Here is a 13730-nt window from a genome sequence, read left to right on the forward strand (position 1 = left end):
TAGCAAATGAAAAAATTTCCAATTGTTGGCATCACAACATACAACCGCTGTCCAGCAGGCGAATATCGTTTAAATGGAACTTATATTGATGCAGTTCAGGCGGCTGGTGGCATTCCGATTTTACTGCCGCCCAATCAATTAGATCCGGCTAGTATTTTGGATGCAGTAGATGGTTTGATTTTTTCCGGGGGCGGAGATATCAACCCAGAACTTTATGGCGGTTATGTCGATCGCACAGTTTACTCGGTTAATGCAGAACGCGACAATTTTGAATTAAGCTTAGCAAAGCTAGCTTTGAAGGCTGACATCCCTGTGTTGGGGATTTGTCGGGGAATGCAAATCCTGAACGTAGCCAGCGGCGGCAGTTTGGTGATTCACGTACCGGATGCTTACGGAGACGAGGTTAATCACGGATCGGGAATTCCCCCGCGCGCGATCGAGCATACCATTGAAATTGAGCCAACCAGTCGGCTAGCAAAAATTATGGGAAAAACTTCAACAACAGTTGTTTCCTGGCATCATCAAGCAGTGAGGAAGGTAACATCCGATTGGCAAATAGTAGCCAATGCACCTGACACTTTGGTAGAAGCAATGGAACACTGCTATCACCCTTGGATGATAGCAATTCAATGGCACCCAGAAATGTCGCCAAACTGTTCGTTCAACACTCGAATTTTTAAGGCTTTCGTAGAAGCAGCAGCTTCAAGATTTATGAATTATACCAAGTCTGCATCAAAGGCAATTCATACATTTTGATACTCACTTATTCTTGATAGTCAGTATCTATTTCAATATCCAGGGTATCTTCATCTATTCTGACATACAGAACATTCGGGCGACAGCAAACCTGACAATCTTCGATATAAGATTGTTCCATACCACCGCTGATATCAACAAAAGTTGTACTCGGTTCGCCGCAGAAAGCACAGTAATATTCAGCCGTTGTTTGCATCTTTCTCGCACTCTCTTTTTGTGACTTCGTGGCGGTAACGAAACATATCTGTTAACCGCATTTCCACCCACCAACCTAACAGCAAATCGACAATCGGGCCGCCCGGTATTGAAAATGCGATCGCATCTGTCAATCTAGTCTTGCCATTTTCTGAGGTAAACTCGTGTCGGTGAGTCCAACTTGCCATCGGCCCCTCAGTTTGTTCATCAACAAACAAGCGATATTGTTCGCACTCAGTGTGAGTCGCCACCCATTTTACAGGAATCGGCCCCAATAACAGGCGAAATTCCGATACAGCACCCACATCGAGTCCCCCTTCGCGGCGAATGATTTTCACCGGTTGCCAAGGCGGAGTCAAAAGTTGCAGAATGTCCGGCCTTTCGTGAAAGTTCCAGACGGCTTCAACAGTGGCATTAATCAGAGAGGAATATTTAAAATTAGGCATTGTATCTTTGGGCTAGACAGTTAAGTGCGATCGCGTTTCAGCATTTGCACTATTATCCTCTGTATCAGTACAAACAGCCACTGTTAGTTTCAATCCCAAAGCATTCAGCCAAGTTCCCAGATTGTAAATCGCATCACTTCCTTGTAGCGATAGCAATTCATCCAGTTTTTTTAAGTGTAATTCATATTCTTCTGGAGTCATTTTTGGTTCACCTAGAGCTTCAGCTACATTGCTGAGAGCAAGTCTGAGTAATGCTTCGTCAGGTTCTTCGCCTTCATCTAATTCAAAATGAGTTTCGAGATAGACTGCCGCATAACTGGGGCTTTTTAGCCGTGCCATCAATAAGTCATGATACGGTAAACTTTTAGGCATTTTTTTAACTCCTATAATCTGTCCAGTATTCTATTGCTTGGCGAATGTCTCGGTCTTGAGTGCTTTTATCTCCTCCGCACAGAAGAAGTATAATTGTTGTTCCTACTTGCCCAAAATAGATTCGGAAACCAGGGCCATAGTCTATCCTTAATTCAAAGACTCCATTTCCAACTGATTGACAATCTCCCAAATTCCCCAAAATAACTCGGTTAAGTCTTTTATCAATAATTGTTGAAATTTTGCTATCTCGGAGCGAATCATACCAGTTATCAAACGGCACTTGACCGTTTGAGGCAACATAACGCTGAATTTCCCTGGGTTGGACTTCTGCCATAATTGTATTATAGTAGGTCGCTCCTCATCTTATCTTAAACTGATTGCCAAGTGGGAGTCAAAAGTTGTAGAATATCCGGCGTTTCGTGAAAGTTCCAGACTGCTTCAACGGTGGCATTAATCAGCGACGAGTATTTAAAATTAGGCATTGTATCGTTGGGCTAGACAGTTAAGTGCGATCGCGTTTCAGCATTGGCAGTATTATCCTCTGTATCAGTACAAACAGCAACCGTTAGTTTCAATCTTTTGCATCCCGCTATTTCCTAAGTCGTCAACTGCAAATCCTTCGTCTTAAAATGACTCATCGCCTCAGCCAAATGCTTCTTCAAAGTCGCCTCTGGTAGCGGCCCTTTTAAATGACTCCAAGGCAAAACCTGCTCCAATTCCCACTCTTGAAAAACATAAAAATCCATCTCCGGCAACTGTCCCCGCAACTCCTTAAACGCCCGCCGATAACTGCCCAAAGTATCGCCGTAATGCCGCACTAATTCCAACAGCCGAGACAACCGCCGATCGCCCTTTGACAACAAACCCTGAACCACAGACCAGTTATAGCTTTCAGGTCTAAATTCAAAACCTAACTTACGCAATTCTTTATCTAAAAACTTCAGCCTCTTCTCCGCATCTTTATTCACTCCAAACCACTGAAAAGGAGTGTGAGATTTCGGGACAAAAGTGCTGCATCCCAGAGTCAACCGCAAACCGGGAACAGCTTTTCTAATCGCCCGCATCATCGCCACCGTCTCCTCTAAATCCTCCATTTCTTCACCGGGAATTCCCGCCATTCCGTAAAGTTTAATTCCCTTTAAGCCGCCAGCCTTAGCATTGATAGCAGCTTGAATAATTTCGTCATTTGTGAGTTTTTTGTTAACGATGTTGCGGAGGCGATCGCTCCCGCTTTCAACCGCAATTGTCACAGATTTACTGTCTCGGTTGGTCAATATTTCTGCCAATTTAACAGTCACTGTATTCGTCCGTACCGAAGAAAGACTCAGCCGCACGCCGTCGTATTTCGGATGATTTAAATGATCCAGCAACGCTTCAAATTCCGGGTGCTGAGTGACCGAAGCACCCAACAAACCCAAACGATTAGTCACAGCTAAACCGCGATCGATCGCCGGAATTAGCGAACCCTCCAAACTCGCAGTTCTAAACGGCAAAGTCAGATAACTTGCCAAACAAAAACGGCACATTTCTGGACAACTCCGAACCACTTCCACCATGTAAATATTTTCCCAAGCTGCTTTTTCTGTCACCACAGTGGAAGCAGATAAAGTATTGCCGCGATAAGTCTGTTTTTCAACCACACTGGGAATTCCCGAATCGACAGGCTGAATCGATTTGATCCCCTCCGTCGCATCCAGATAAGTTACTTCGTACAAACTGGGAACGTAAACTCCCGGAACTTGGGCTAAATGCCGCAATTTAGTTAATCTGTCTGCTTTACGGACTTCTTTACAAGCATCAATAAAATTGTCAATGAGATGTTCGCCATCTCCCAGCAAAATCACATCAAAAAAATCGGCAAAAGGTTCTGGATTAGCAGTAAAAACCGGACCACCGCCGAAGACGATCGGATGATTATCAGTTCGTTTGGACGCCCAAATCGGAATTTCTAGAGATTCCAATAAATTTAGAATATTTACATAGTCTAGTTCCCAAGAAAGCGAAAATCCCAGTAATTCTGGATTTCGGGGAAGTTGTTCCCGGATATCAGTAAATAAACGGCCCACTTCAATATCCGATCGCACAGCCAAAGTTGCCCACACTATCTGATAGCCGAGACTGGTAATACCCACGGTGTACTCGTTGGGAAAAGCAAAAATAGTGGGGATAGCATCAGTATCGGGCGTTGCGGGGGCAAATAGTAAGCGTTCTTGAGCAAAGGGATTAGGAGTCACGGGCAAATTTAGTTTTAACAATAGGTCTGTTCTTATCTCATTTTAAGCCATTACCAAAGTCATTGTAGGGTGCGTCAGGGTTGAATGTGGCGACCACAAACTAAGAATCTCCCCCCTGACGCACCCTATCGTTAGTTAGCTGTTACATCCGTTACATCCGAAGAAAGCGAATCTGTTGGCGAACTTCCTTCTTGCTTCTTCAAATTTACTCTGAAATAGAATTGTGATCGTCCTGAGTTCTCGGAGTAGTCGGAGTAGGCGGTGCACTGTGAAAAGTTGCAATCAGCAAACAGATAATCCCAGCATTAATAAACACATCCGCCAGATTAAATACCGGGAACCGAATGAGCCGAAAATCGATAAAATCTACAACATGGCCCGAAACAAATCGATCGATCCCATTCCCCAGTGCTCCCCCCAAAATCAAACCGTAGCCAGCTTGTTCCCAGCGGTTAATTCGCGGCCCGAACCAAGCCAGCACAATCAATCCCACACTAACGCCCAAAGACAGCCAGCGCAACCAAATCGCCCCGCCATTGCTGAACAGACTAAAAGCGGCACCTGTATTAACAACATAAGTGAAGTGAAACACCCCGGGTAACAGCGGCTGCGTCTGCGGAGGAACCGTCAAGTCAAAATTTTGTACCACCCAAAACTTAGTCAGGTGGTCTAAAACTAAACTGATAACAGCAGCAATCCAAAACCAGGGATTTCTTTTAAAACGCATGAATTAAGCAATAGAAAATGGGGCATCGGGCATGAGAGAATTTACTCCAATCTCACTTGTCATTGCGATCAGAATGCAGTGCAGCAAAGCAATCCCAGCCGCAGCGAGATTAATCTCCCGTTTGGCAATGATAGTATAACCTTATTTTGGACACTTACCAGTTACCTCTTCCTTCTTCCTTCTTCCTCCTTCCTTCTTCCTGAAATCCGTTACATCCGTTACATCCGTTACATAATCCGTTGCCGAACTTCCTTCGCAATTAATAAAACATCAATCGGCGCAAAGTAAATGACAGCACTGCGATCGCACAAACTACCGCCAATTGTCCCGGCAGGGGATAAACCGAATATTTAAGAATCTCATCGAATAAAGGTGTTTTTTTTGCCGGAGGCAGCCAGTAAGTAAAAATTAGATAAGTTAAGCCGATCGCGTGAACAGTGAACAAACCGCACAAACAGCTAAAAGCCATAGATTCCAGCCGCGAAGCCACCTTAAAAGCCACCCAGCCGCACACCCAAGCACCAGGCACAAAACCCAGCAAATACCCAAAACTCGCTTCTTTGAGATAGCCGATGCCGCCGCCTTGAGAAAAAACTGGCCACAAAGTTAATCCTAATGCCAAATAAGCAATTTGCGAGAGAGCCGCAGCATTTTTTCCCCCCATGCAGCCTACTAGCAAAACGGCTCCAATTTGATAGGTAACACCTAAAGAGTACGCCTGAAGTCCTCGATCGTCCCACAACCCAATAGGAATTGTGACAGATGCAGGCAAAAAAGTGCCTCCTATCGTCAGAAGCAAACCAATAACAGCCCAGATTAGTTCAATAGGAGCAGGCATTATAGCAGAAGAAAGAAGGAAGACCGAAGTTGCAATCGACCGTTTATGTTTGTGCACTTAAGAACGTCCTAACCGTCAGGGCGGTTGCCATATCATCAAACAGCATTCGTCAGGATGTATTTGTCAGATGCAAGCTTCAATGCCCGCAGCTTTTAAATTCTTAATACTAGCACTACTGTCAAAATAACCACCATTGTATGGTTTTCTGGTTCTCAAGCCTCGATCTTGTGATAATTTAATGGGGAATTTTTCGCTATCGGGCGATCGACTGCTTGTTTCCGTAGCTATTTCTATGCCCTATATCTTATAGAGTCACACTTGTCAAGCTCATAAATAACATTAATAATATTAATTAATATTAAATTGCGATTAAGTGTAAAGATTCTTAACCTAACCTTTACTTTTGCGCGCTATGCTGATGCGGGAGACCCATATAACGATCGCAGATTTTTTATACCTATGCTTTTTCGTCTCAACTTGATTAATCCAAACCGTTTGACTACTGCAATTTCCGCTATGGCGATCGCCCTCAGTGTAGCAGCTTGCACCAGTCCCAGCACAAACACAAGCAGCACCACCAGCCCCGGCGACACCGCAGCATCCCCCGGCGCTTCCCCCGTTGCAGCCACGGGCACCGCGGAAAACACCAAACTCGCCCTAGCCTCAGACGTAGCAATCACCGCAGCCGGCGCCTCATTCCCCGCCCCTCTGTACCAGCGTTGGTTTCAAGACTTCAACAAAATCAACCCCAAAGTACAAATTAACTATCAATCAGTAGGCAGCGGCGCCGGAGTCGAACAATTTACCAAAGGCACAGTAGACTTTGGGGCCAGCGACACCGGCATGAAAGACGACGAAATCGCCAAAGTTCCAGCAGACAAAGGCGTGATCTTGCTACCCATGACAGCCGGCAGTATCGTCATCGGCTACAACCTGCCAGACTTAACCGAACCATTGAAACTACCACGGGACGTTTACGCAGATATCTTCGCCGGTAAAATTACCAACTGGAACGATCCCAGAATTGCAGCCGCCAACCCGGCCGCTAAATTGCCAGACCAAGCCATCACCATCGTCCACCGTTCCGACGGTAGCGGTACCACCGCCGTCTTCACCAAACACCTGAGTGCCATCAGCCCCGACTGGAAAAGTGCAGTAGGCGACGGCAAAACAGTACAGTGGCCCGTAGGCGTAGGCGCAAAAGGCAACGAAGGCGTCACAGCCCAAATTCTGCAAACCGTAGGCAGCCTCGGCTACATAGAATACGGCTATGCCAAAAACAACAATGTCAAATTTGCATCTTTGGAAAACAAAGCAGGCAGCTTTGTCGCACCTACCGACGAATCAGCTTCTCAAGCTTTAGCAACTGTGCCGATGCCGGAAAACCTGCGAGCATTTATCGAAGACCCCGAAGGCGCTCAATCCTATCCAATTGTCACCTACACTTGGATGCTCGTCCCCAAAACAGTTACTGACCCCAACAAAGCCAAAACCATCGAGGCAATGGTTGAATACGGCTTAACTGAAGGTCAAAAAGTTAGTTCCGAATTGGGCTACGTTCCTCTACCCCAAAGCGTTAAAGAAAAAGTAGCAGCGGCCGCTGACGGCATCAGCCCAGACTACAAGATTGAGGTTGCAAAATAGTAACTGTTGACTGTTGACTGTTGACTGTTGTCCGTTGTCAGAGGGAAAAAAGCCCTTCGGCATTGCGCGTGCGGGTAAAAATCAGGAAGAACGAAGAGAGATATTTCTGTGGGGCGGGTTTTACCAGAAATATTTGTTAAAAAGTCAGGGGATTAATAAATCCGCCCCTCTTCTATGTAACAATCGGTGCATCTGTGTAGGGGTGGGTTTGACCAGAAATACTTGTTGAAAAGTCAGGGAATTAATCAACCCGCCCCTCTTTGATTTTATTTATGGTCTTTCTTTCTGCTTCGTTCTAGCTTTTTCCGAAACAGGCTATTTTCGGCTACTATATATTTGGTTTTTTTTCTATGATTTCAGATAATAACAGCGCTCGATCGCAGACCCGATCGCGCTCTGGGGCAGAAAAGTCCTTAGATCAAGGCTTTATCTGGCTCACGCGGATTTTGGGCATAGGAGTTGGTGTAATTTTGCTGGTAATCGCGCTCACCGTTGCTTATCGGGCTTTACCGGCGATTCAACAGTACGGTTTGGGCTTTCTGTTTGGCAGTAGCTGGAATCCGGTTAAAGAAGAGTACGGTGCGCTGCCGATGATTTACGGGACGATCGTCAGTTCCGCGATCGCGCTCCTAATTGCAGTACCATTAGGAGTAGGGACTGCCATTTTCTTGAGCGAGGACTTTCTGCCGCTACCAGTGCGTACAGCTTTAGTTTTTTTAGTAGAACTTTTAGCCGCCATTCCCAGCGTAGTCTACGGTTTGTGGGGAATTGCTGTATTGATTCCCATGATTACCACTCTCGGCAAGTTTCTCAACGGCACTTTCGGATGGCTGCCGATTTTTAGCACCTCGCCAGTTGGGCCGGGAATGTTACCAGCCGGAGTAATTTTGGGAATCATGACTTTGCCCATTATTACAGCTATCTCCCGCGACTCTTTGGCAAGTCTCCCGCCCGAATTGCGGCAAGCATCTCTAGGTTTAGGAGCTACTCGCTGGACTACAATTTTTAGAGTGCTCGTACCGGCAGCTTTTTCCGGCATTGTCGGCGGAATTATGCTTGGGCTCGGTCGCGCCATGGGAGAAACAATGGCTGCAACTCTGTTAATTGGTAATTCCAATCAGTTAAGTCTTTCTGTGCTAGCTCCGGCAAATACTATTGCTTCTCTGATGGCAAATCAGTTTGCGGAAGCCTCCGGGTTGCAAGTAGCAGCTCTGATGTACACAGGGCTAATTCTGTTTATTATGACACTGATTGTTAATATTTTGGCAGAGTGGATTGTCTCTCAAGTAAGAGCGAAGTACAACTAGAAGTTTGCCGCCATTTCCTACATATTTTTAGTTTATGTCAAATAGCGTCTCCGATGAGAATTCTTTGGTATCGAAAACAGGCAGTTTAAAGAAGGTTAAAAACAGCCCTCAAGCGCTGTTTGGTCTGGGGATGACTGTACTGGCTGGAGCTAGTCTGGCCATCACTCTGCTGCCTTTGTTTGCAGTTCTTTCCTATGTCACCGTACAAGGTTTCAATCGCCTGAATTTAGACTTGTTTACCAAGCTGCCACCGCCGCCCGGACTATCGGGAGGCGGTATTGCTAATGCAATTCTCGGTACATTGATGACGGTGGGAATTGCTTCTTTAATTGCTGTTCCTTTTGGTGTATTGGCAGCAGTTTATTTGTCGGAGTTCAGCAGCGGCCAAGTAGCTCGCTGGGTACGCTTTGCTACTAATGTCCTCAGCGGCGTTCCTTCGATTATTGCCGGGGTATTTGCCTACGGTTTGTTCGTGGTAAATATGGGAGGTTTTTCGGCAATTGCAGGGGGTGCGGCGTTGGCTGTGCTGATGTTGCCCACGATTGTGCGGACTACTGACGAAGCTCTACAAATCGTCCCGCAAGATATTAGATGGGCGTCGGTTGGTGTGGGTGCTTCTAATTATCAGACGGTGTTGCAGGTGGTTTTGCCTGCGGCCATTCCAGCTATTTTAACGGGCGTGACGCTGGCAATTGCTCGCGCTGCTGGAGAAACTGCTCCTTTGATTTTTACGGCGCTGAATTCGCCTTTTTGGCCGGCAGGATTTGATAAGCCAACTCCGAGTCTTTCGGTTTTGGTGTACAACTTTGCAACGGTTCCTTTTAAGGCACAGAAAGAATTGGCTTGGGCGGCATCTTTGATTTTGGTGATAATGGTTTTGCTGACGAGTATTCTTTCTCGCTGGGCTACTCGCCAAAAAGTTTATTGAAGGAAGAAGATTCTTCGACTTGGCGAACGGGTAAAAAGAAGGAAGAAGGAAGATTTTCCTTATCTCCAACTTTCCCACTCTCATCTTCTCCTTATTTTGTAAAATTCGATTGGATACTTACCTGTATGATGATGGATTTAGACAAGCAAACGGAAACAGTTTTACGGACAGAAAATATCAATATTTTTTACGGCGCTTTTCACGCGGTTAAAAATGTTTCAATGGAGATTCCTAAAAATCGCATTACTGCCTTGATTGGGCCGTCTGGCTGCGGTAAAAGTACAATTCTGCGATGTTTTAACCGGCTCAACGATTTAGTGAGCGGTTTTCGTTTAGAGGGTAGAATTGATTACCACGGTCAAAATCTTTACGATCCCGATATTGATGCTGTGGCGGTGCGCCGCAAGATTGGGATGGTGTTTCAAAAGCCGAATCCTTTCCCGAAATCGATTTATGACAATATTGCTTACGGTGCGAGGGTAAACAATTATAAGGGAGATATGGATGAGCTGGTGGAAAAATCGCTCAGCCAAGCTTATTTGTGGGATGAGGTGAAGGATAAGTTGAAGCAAAGCGGTTTTTCTCTTTCGGGTGGCCAGCAGCAGCGTTTGTGTATTGCTAGGGCGATCGCGATTAATCCTGATGTAGTGTTAATGGATGAACCTTGCGCTTCTCTTGACCCGATTTCTACGATTAAGATTGAGGAGTTGATGCGGGAACTCAAGGAGAAGTATACGATTGTGATCGTTACTCACAATATGCAGCAGGCTTCTCGGGTTTCTGACCTGACTGCTTTTTTCAATGCTAAACTTTCTGACGATGGGAAGCGGTTTGGCTATCTTGTGGAGTGTGATAAGACTGAGGTAATTTTCCAAAGTCCGAAGGAAGAGTCTACTTTAGATTATGTGAGTGGCCGTTTTGGTTGATTACCCGACAGGTTGAAACAATCGGGCTACACAAACTCTCGTCCCTCTCTAAGGGATGAAAAGAATTTAATTTGCTGAGTATGGTAACGACAAAAAAAACTGCGTAAAAGTTTTGTCAATTTAGAATCCCGCTTTCTTGGAGAAAGCGGGATTCTGGATTTTATGATTAAAAGCTCGATCGTACTTTTTGCAGATATAAGCCGCTGATTTTTGTGAAGAAATGCTCGAAGAGTTCACATATTCTTCATCCAATGCTTGAACAGGTTTTCTTTAACCATGTTTTGCCGCATAACTTCGAGCAAGTATTCCTGAGCTTGGTCTTGGCTTAACCTTTTTACTTCTTCGCGCAGCACTTGAAGTTTGAACTGCTGTTCCATGCTGAGGCTGGTTGTAGGCATATCCATAAATCGCTCCTCCAGTTTGCTGAGATTGATGCGAAATTGATCGGAATGACGTTTCGCAGGATTTGTTGTGTCTCCTACATTGTAAACTATCATAACATTCACTTGACAATATGTCCAAAGTAGACATTTTGAGACTAATTTGTGTAGCAAAAGTACATCTAAGTGGGGGGAGCTCTATCATAAAAAGGCGTCAACACCGGGAAGCATAAGCCAAAGGAGCTAGTTCGTATGGATGCAATGGAGTTTTTTCAAAGCAGTGCTGGGGAGTGGCATTCTCAGCGCAGCACTCACCACCTCGCTTTCCGCCAAGCGGAGATTGGGGATTCAAATATTCAGGTAACAGCCCTAGCTGCCGATGACGCTAGAGTCGCGGAGATTTGCAAGATGCACGAAGTAGATCCGAGCCGGGCTGCTGGGGGGGCTTTTGTGACATGGCACGGCTCGATGGCGTGGGATAAGGATGATGAGAATCATAAAGGGTCTACCGTGTTCGCGATCGTCCCCGATCCTGAAAATCCCCGGCAGGGCTTGATGTTGCGCGAACGAGGCTATGCGGAAATTGTGCCTGTGGCTGGCCGTTTTGAGATGGATGACGAGGATGGGCTGCTGCTGATTACGGAATACGAGACGATGAGTTCGATCGAGCGTTTCTGGTTTGCTAATCCGAACGTGCGGATGCGGACGAGTACCGTAAAGCGCTTTGGCGGTTTCAGCACATCGACTTTTTGTACCGAAATTCGGGTGCAACCAGACTCGGATGGAACATCAGAAGCAGCAGGAGATCAAGTACCCGCCAGCGAGTTTTATTCGGCTCTGGGCTGGTAATTTGTAAGCTCGTTCCCCAGCTCTTAAGCTCGTTCCCCCAGCATTGCCTGGGAAAGCTTGGCGGGAGCCGTTTGCCTCCTGTTTGACGAGGCAGAGCCTCGCCGAGTGGCGTTCCTGCCCGCTTCCGGGGGACGAGCCTTCTTTCTGCCTAACTTCCCTCTCCCCTCTTCCTTCTTCCTTCTTCCTTCCCCAAAGTCAACAAATGTTACAGATTGTTGCAAAAATTCAGGAAAATCAGATTTAGATTGCGGGAATCCCCTAATCTGTATGTTGGTTAGTTGTATCCGTTATGCTGGCAGCTCACGGTGTCAACTATTTGTGAAATTTGAGATAACGGAGATTTTAACGTGGCGCTTCCTTTATTAAGCTACGCCCCCAAGAGCCAAAACCAGCGCGTTGCTGGTTTTGAAGTGGGGAGCGACGAGCAGCCGAGAATTTTCACAACTGAAAATGTGCTCTCGTCTGGAGACATGGAAAATTTGATTTGGGCTGGATATCGCCAGATTTACAGCGAACACCAAATCCTCAAGAGCAACCGCCAAAAGTCTTTGGAGTCGCAACTCAAGTTCGGCCAAATTACTGTGCGGGACTTTATTCGCGGTTTGGCGACTTCTTCTCCTTTCTTGGAGCGGAATTATCAAACTAACAGCAATTACCGGTTTGTAGAAATGTGCGTGCAGCGCGTTTTGGGCCGGGATGTGTACAGCGAGCGCGAAAAGATTGCTTGGTCGATCGTGGTAGCAAATAAGGGGCCTCAAGGCTTTATTGACGAGTTGGTCAATAGCGAAGAGTACCTGGATAAGTTCGGCTACGATACCGTACCTTACCAGCAGCGCCGAATTTTGCCTCAGCGAGTTGGAGGGGACACTCCTTTCAACTTGAAGACGCCCCGCTACAGCGAATACCACCGTTCGCAGCTTGGCTTCCCGCAAATCATCTGGCAGACTGGCGTGCGCCGTTTTGTTCCTCAAGAGCAGCAACCGAAGGCTGGCGATCCGTCGAACTATTTGGGTATGGCGCGCAATATGCCCCTGCCTGCTACTCCGCCGCAGCGCGTGCCTCTAGCTAATATCAATATCGACACGATGGTTCCCCGTCGCCGGTAATTGATGCTGCCCTGATGCGATTATTTGTGTCGGGCCGACTGAATCGATCGGCTTTTAGGCTGAGAGAGTTTTGAGTCTTGAGTTTTGAGGTTTGAGTTTTTTGCTAAACTTGGAATCCAAAACTCGGGACTCATAATTTTTTGTCATTAGGAAGAAGGAAGAGGGAAGTTCGGCAACGGATTGTGTAACGGATGTAACGGATGTAACGGATGTCAGTCCGATGTCCGTCGGAAGAGGGAAGAAGGAAGAAGGAAGAGGGAAGAGGGAACAGGGAAGAGGGAACAGGGAAGAAAAATAATTCGACCTTTTCTCATTGTCAACTCTAAGTGCATAGGTGCATTTATGCAGCCGCAATATAACGAAGATGCTGGACAACCATTGCGCCGCCATGCTAAACAGCTTCGTGCCAAAGCCTTATACAGGTACGGTGCCGCGACAGGGCTAGTGTTGTTGCCACTGCTGGTATACGCGGTAGCACCTTTTGCTCCTTTATTTTTGGTCGCGGCTCTTGTGATAGGGGCATTAATCGCCCTTCCGTTAATTGAGGACGGGAAAACGTTTTGGAAGTCGTCTCAGAGATTTGACCAAGGGGCCTGTGGTGAAGAAAAGATTCAGCAAGTTTTGGAGTCCCTAATCCAATCTGGATGGATAGCTGAGTACAACTTAAGATTGCCGGAAGTAGGCGATATCGATGTGTGGCTGCGATCGCCTAAAGGGGTCAATTTTATCCTTGATGTGAAGTCTCACTCAACCGTAGTTCTGTTGGATGGCGATGTGCTCAAGCGTCTATCTTACGGGAAATTGAGAGATTTTGAGAAAGACTTTCTGGCACAGATTGCCAAAGAAGTCACAGCTATCAAAAAAGCTAAGAAGTTAACCAAGGTCACTCCAGTAGTTGTATTTAGCGATGCCAAGGTGAGTTTTAGCAACACAAAGAAGATTAGGGGTGCTTACGTCATGGAACTGGGCAATCTGGTGTCAGGGTTGCAAGAACTCGATCGCACCTAGAGGAGTAGATAAGA

General features: G+C 46.3%; 16 protein-coding genes. 8 read left to right on the top strand and 8 right to left on the bottom strand.

Annotated elements, in window-relative coordinates; translation table 11 throughout:
* The first annotated feature begins 6 nt into the window (after nt 1–6).
* Nucleotides 7–756, top strand: a complete 750-nt coding sequence (locus tag QUA57_RS09085; RefSeq protein ID WP_333060398.1) for a gamma-glutamyl-gamma-aminobutyrate hydrolase family protein — start codon at nt 7–9, stop codon at nt 754–756.
* Nucleotides 757–763: 7 nt separating this feature from the next.
* Here the strand turns inward: QUA57_RS09085 and QUA57_RS09090 are convergent, their stop codons facing one another.
* The 7 genes from QUA57_RS09090 to QUA57_RS09125 all read right to left on the bottom strand — a co-directional run bounded on the left by QUA57_RS09090 (nt 764) and on the right by QUA57_RS09125 (nt 5568).
* The gene (locus QUA57_RS09090) at nt 764–952 is read right to left on the bottom strand and encodes a CPXCG motif-containing cysteine-rich protein (RefSeq protein ID WP_006635525.1); all 189 of its coding nucleotides are present in this window, start codon (nt 950–952) and stop codon (nt 764–766) included.
* The gene (locus tag QUA57_RS09095; protein ID WP_333060397.1) at nt 936–1397 is read right to left on the bottom strand and encodes an SRPBCC family protein; all 462 of its coding nucleotides are present in this window, start codon (nt 1395–1397) and stop codon (nt 936–938) included. Before QUA57_RS09095 ends, QUA57_RS09090 begins: the two co-directional genes overlap by 17 nt.
* A gap of 12 nt (nt 1398–1409) precedes the next feature.
* Complete coding sequence (locus QUA57_RS09100) at nt 1410–1769, bottom strand: transcriptional regulator (protein ID WP_333060396.1); 360 nt, start codon at nt 1767–1769, stop codon at nt 1410–1412.
* A gap of 4 nt (nt 1770–1773) precedes the next feature.
* Nucleotides 1774–2103, bottom strand: a complete 330-nt coding sequence (locus QUA57_RS09105; protein WP_333060395.1) for a type II toxin-antitoxin system RelE/ParE family toxin — start codon at nt 2101–2103, stop codon at nt 1774–1776.
* 262 nt (nt 2104–2365) lie between these two features.
* A complete protein-coding gene (locus QUA57_RS09115) occupies nt 2366–4003 on the bottom strand; it encodes a radical SAM protein (protein WP_333060394.1) in 1638 nt (545 codons plus the stop codon).
* A 205-nt stretch (nt 4004–4208) separates the two neighbouring features.
* A complete protein-coding gene (gene lspA, locus QUA57_RS09120) occupies nt 4209–4730 on the bottom strand; it encodes a signal peptidase II (protein WP_333060393.1) in 522 nt (173 codons plus the stop codon).
* A 259-nt stretch (nt 4731–4989) separates the two neighbouring features.
* On the bottom strand, nt 4990–5568 hold the full coding sequence (locus QUA57_RS09125) for a biotin transporter BioY (RefSeq protein ID WP_333036862.1): 579 nt from the start codon (nt 5566–5568) through the stop codon (nt 4990–4992).
* Between the two features lie 459 nt (nt 5569–6027).
* On the opposite strand from QUA57_RS09125, the gene pstS reads away from it, so the two are divergent.
* The 4 genes from pstS to pstB all read left to right on the top strand — a co-directional run bounded on the left by pstS (nt 6028) and on the right by pstB (nt 10373).
* On the top strand, nt 6028–7212 hold the full coding sequence (gene pstS, locus QUA57_RS09130) for a phosphate ABC transporter substrate-binding protein PstS (RefSeq protein ID WP_333060392.1): 1185 nt from the start codon (nt 6028–6030) through the stop codon (nt 7210–7212).
* Nucleotides 7213–7562: 350 nt separating this feature from the next.
* Nucleotides 7563–8519: a phosphate ABC transporter permease subunit PstC gene (pstC, locus tag QUA57_RS09135; protein ID WP_333036860.1), complete on the top strand. Its 957-nt coding sequence runs from the start codon at nt 7563–7565 to the stop codon at nt 8517–8519.
* A gap of 34 nt (nt 8520–8553) precedes the next feature.
* The gene (gene pstA, locus QUA57_RS09140; protein WP_333060391.1) at nt 8554–9447 is read left to right on the top strand and encodes a phosphate ABC transporter permease PstA; all 894 of its coding nucleotides are present in this window, start codon (nt 8554–8556) and stop codon (nt 9445–9447) included.
* Between the two features lie 125 nt (nt 9448–9572).
* Nucleotides 9573–10373 (top strand): phosphate ABC transporter ATP-binding protein PstB, encoded by an 801-nt coding sequence (gene pstB, locus QUA57_RS09145; protein WP_333036858.1) that lies wholly within the window; start codon nt 9573–9575, stop codon nt 10371–10373.
* 233 nt (nt 10374–10606) lie between these two features.
* Here the strand turns inward: pstB and QUA57_RS09150 are convergent, their stop codons facing one another.
* On the bottom strand, nt 10607–10777 hold the full coding sequence (locus QUA57_RS09150; protein ID WP_190734295.1) for an NblA/ycf18 family protein: 171 nt from the start codon (nt 10775–10777) through the stop codon (nt 10607–10609).
* Between the two features lie 228 nt (nt 10778–11005).
* On the opposite strand from QUA57_RS09150, the gene QUA57_RS09155 reads away from it, so the two are divergent.
* From QUA57_RS09155 to QUA57_RS09165, 3 genes are all read left to right on the top strand, one after another.
* Nucleotides 11006–11602, top strand: coding sequence for a phycobiliprotein lyase (locus QUA57_RS09155; protein WP_333060390.1), 597 nt, complete (start codon nt 11006–11008; stop codon nt 11600–11602).
* A gap of 347 nt (nt 11603–11949) precedes the next feature.
* Nucleotides 11950–12708 carry a phycobilisome rod-core linker polypeptide gene (locus QUA57_RS09160; RefSeq protein ID WP_333060389.1) on the top strand — a complete coding sequence of 253 codons (759 nt, stop codon included), beginning with the start codon at nt 11950–11952 and terminating at the stop codon, nt 12706–12708.
* Between the two features lie 342 nt (nt 12709–13050).
* A complete protein-coding gene (locus QUA57_RS09165; protein ID WP_333060388.1) occupies nt 13051–13716 on the top strand; it encodes an NERD domain-containing protein in 666 nt (221 codons plus the stop codon).
* Nucleotides 13717–13730 lie beyond the last annotated feature (14 nt).

This window comes from Microcoleus sp. Pol7_B2 (assembly GCF_036701035.1).
GTDB lineage: Bacteria > Cyanobacteriota > Cyanobacteriia > Cyanobacteriales > Microcoleaceae > Microcoleus.

Excerpts from the sequence above, each read along its gene's own strand:
- QUA57_RS09085 (WP_333060398.1), top strand. The coding sequence starts at position 7 with ATGAAAAAATTTCCAATTGTTGGCATCACAACATACAACCGCTGTCCA.
- QUA57_RS09090 (WP_006635525.1), bottom strand. The coding sequence starts at position 952 with ATGCAAACAACGGCTGAATATTACTGTGCTTTCTGCGGCGAACCGAGT.
- QUA57_RS09095 (WP_333060397.1), bottom strand. The coding sequence starts at position 1,397 with ATGCCTAATTTTAAATATTCCTCTCTGATTAATGCCACTGTTGAAGCC.
- QUA57_RS09100 (WP_333060396.1), bottom strand. The coding sequence starts at position 1,769 with ATGCCTAAAAGTTTACCGTATCATGACTTATTGATGGCACGGCTAAAA.
- QUA57_RS09105 (WP_333060395.1), bottom strand. The coding sequence starts at position 2,103 with ATGGCAGAAGTCCAACCCAGGGAAATTCAGCGTTATGTTGCCTCAAAC.
- lspA (WP_333060393.1), bottom strand. The coding sequence starts at position 4,730 with ATGCGTTTTAAAAGAAATCCCTGGTTTTGGATTGCTGCTGTTATCAGT.
- QUA57_RS09125 (WP_333036862.1), bottom strand. The coding sequence starts at position 5,568 with ATGCCTGCTCCTATTGAACTAATCTGGGCTGTTATTGGTTTGCTTCTG.
- pstS (WP_333060392.1), top strand. The coding sequence starts at position 6,028 with ATGCTTTTTCGTCTCAACTTGATTAATCCAAACCGTTTGACTACTGCA.
- pstC (WP_333036860.1), top strand. The coding sequence starts at position 7,563 with ATGATTTCAGATAATAACAGCGCTCGATCGCAGACCCGATCGCGCTCT.
- pstA (WP_333060391.1), top strand. The coding sequence starts at position 8,554 with ATGTCAAATAGCGTCTCCGATGAGAATTCTTTGGTATCGAAAACAGGC.
- pstB (WP_333036858.1), top strand. The coding sequence starts at position 9,573 with ATGATGATGGATTTAGACAAGCAAACGGAAACAGTTTTACGGACAGAA.
- QUA57_RS09150 (WP_190734295.1), bottom strand. The coding sequence starts at position 10,777 with ATGGATATGCCTACAACCAGCCTCAGCATGGAACAGCAGTTCAAACTT.
- QUA57_RS09155 (WP_333060390.1), top strand. The coding sequence starts at position 11,006 with ATGGATGCAATGGAGTTTTTTCAAAGCAGTGCTGGGGAGTGGCATTCT.
- QUA57_RS09165 (WP_333060388.1), top strand. The coding sequence starts at position 13,051 with ATGCAGCCGCAATATAACGAAGATGCTGGACAACCATTGCGCCGCCAT.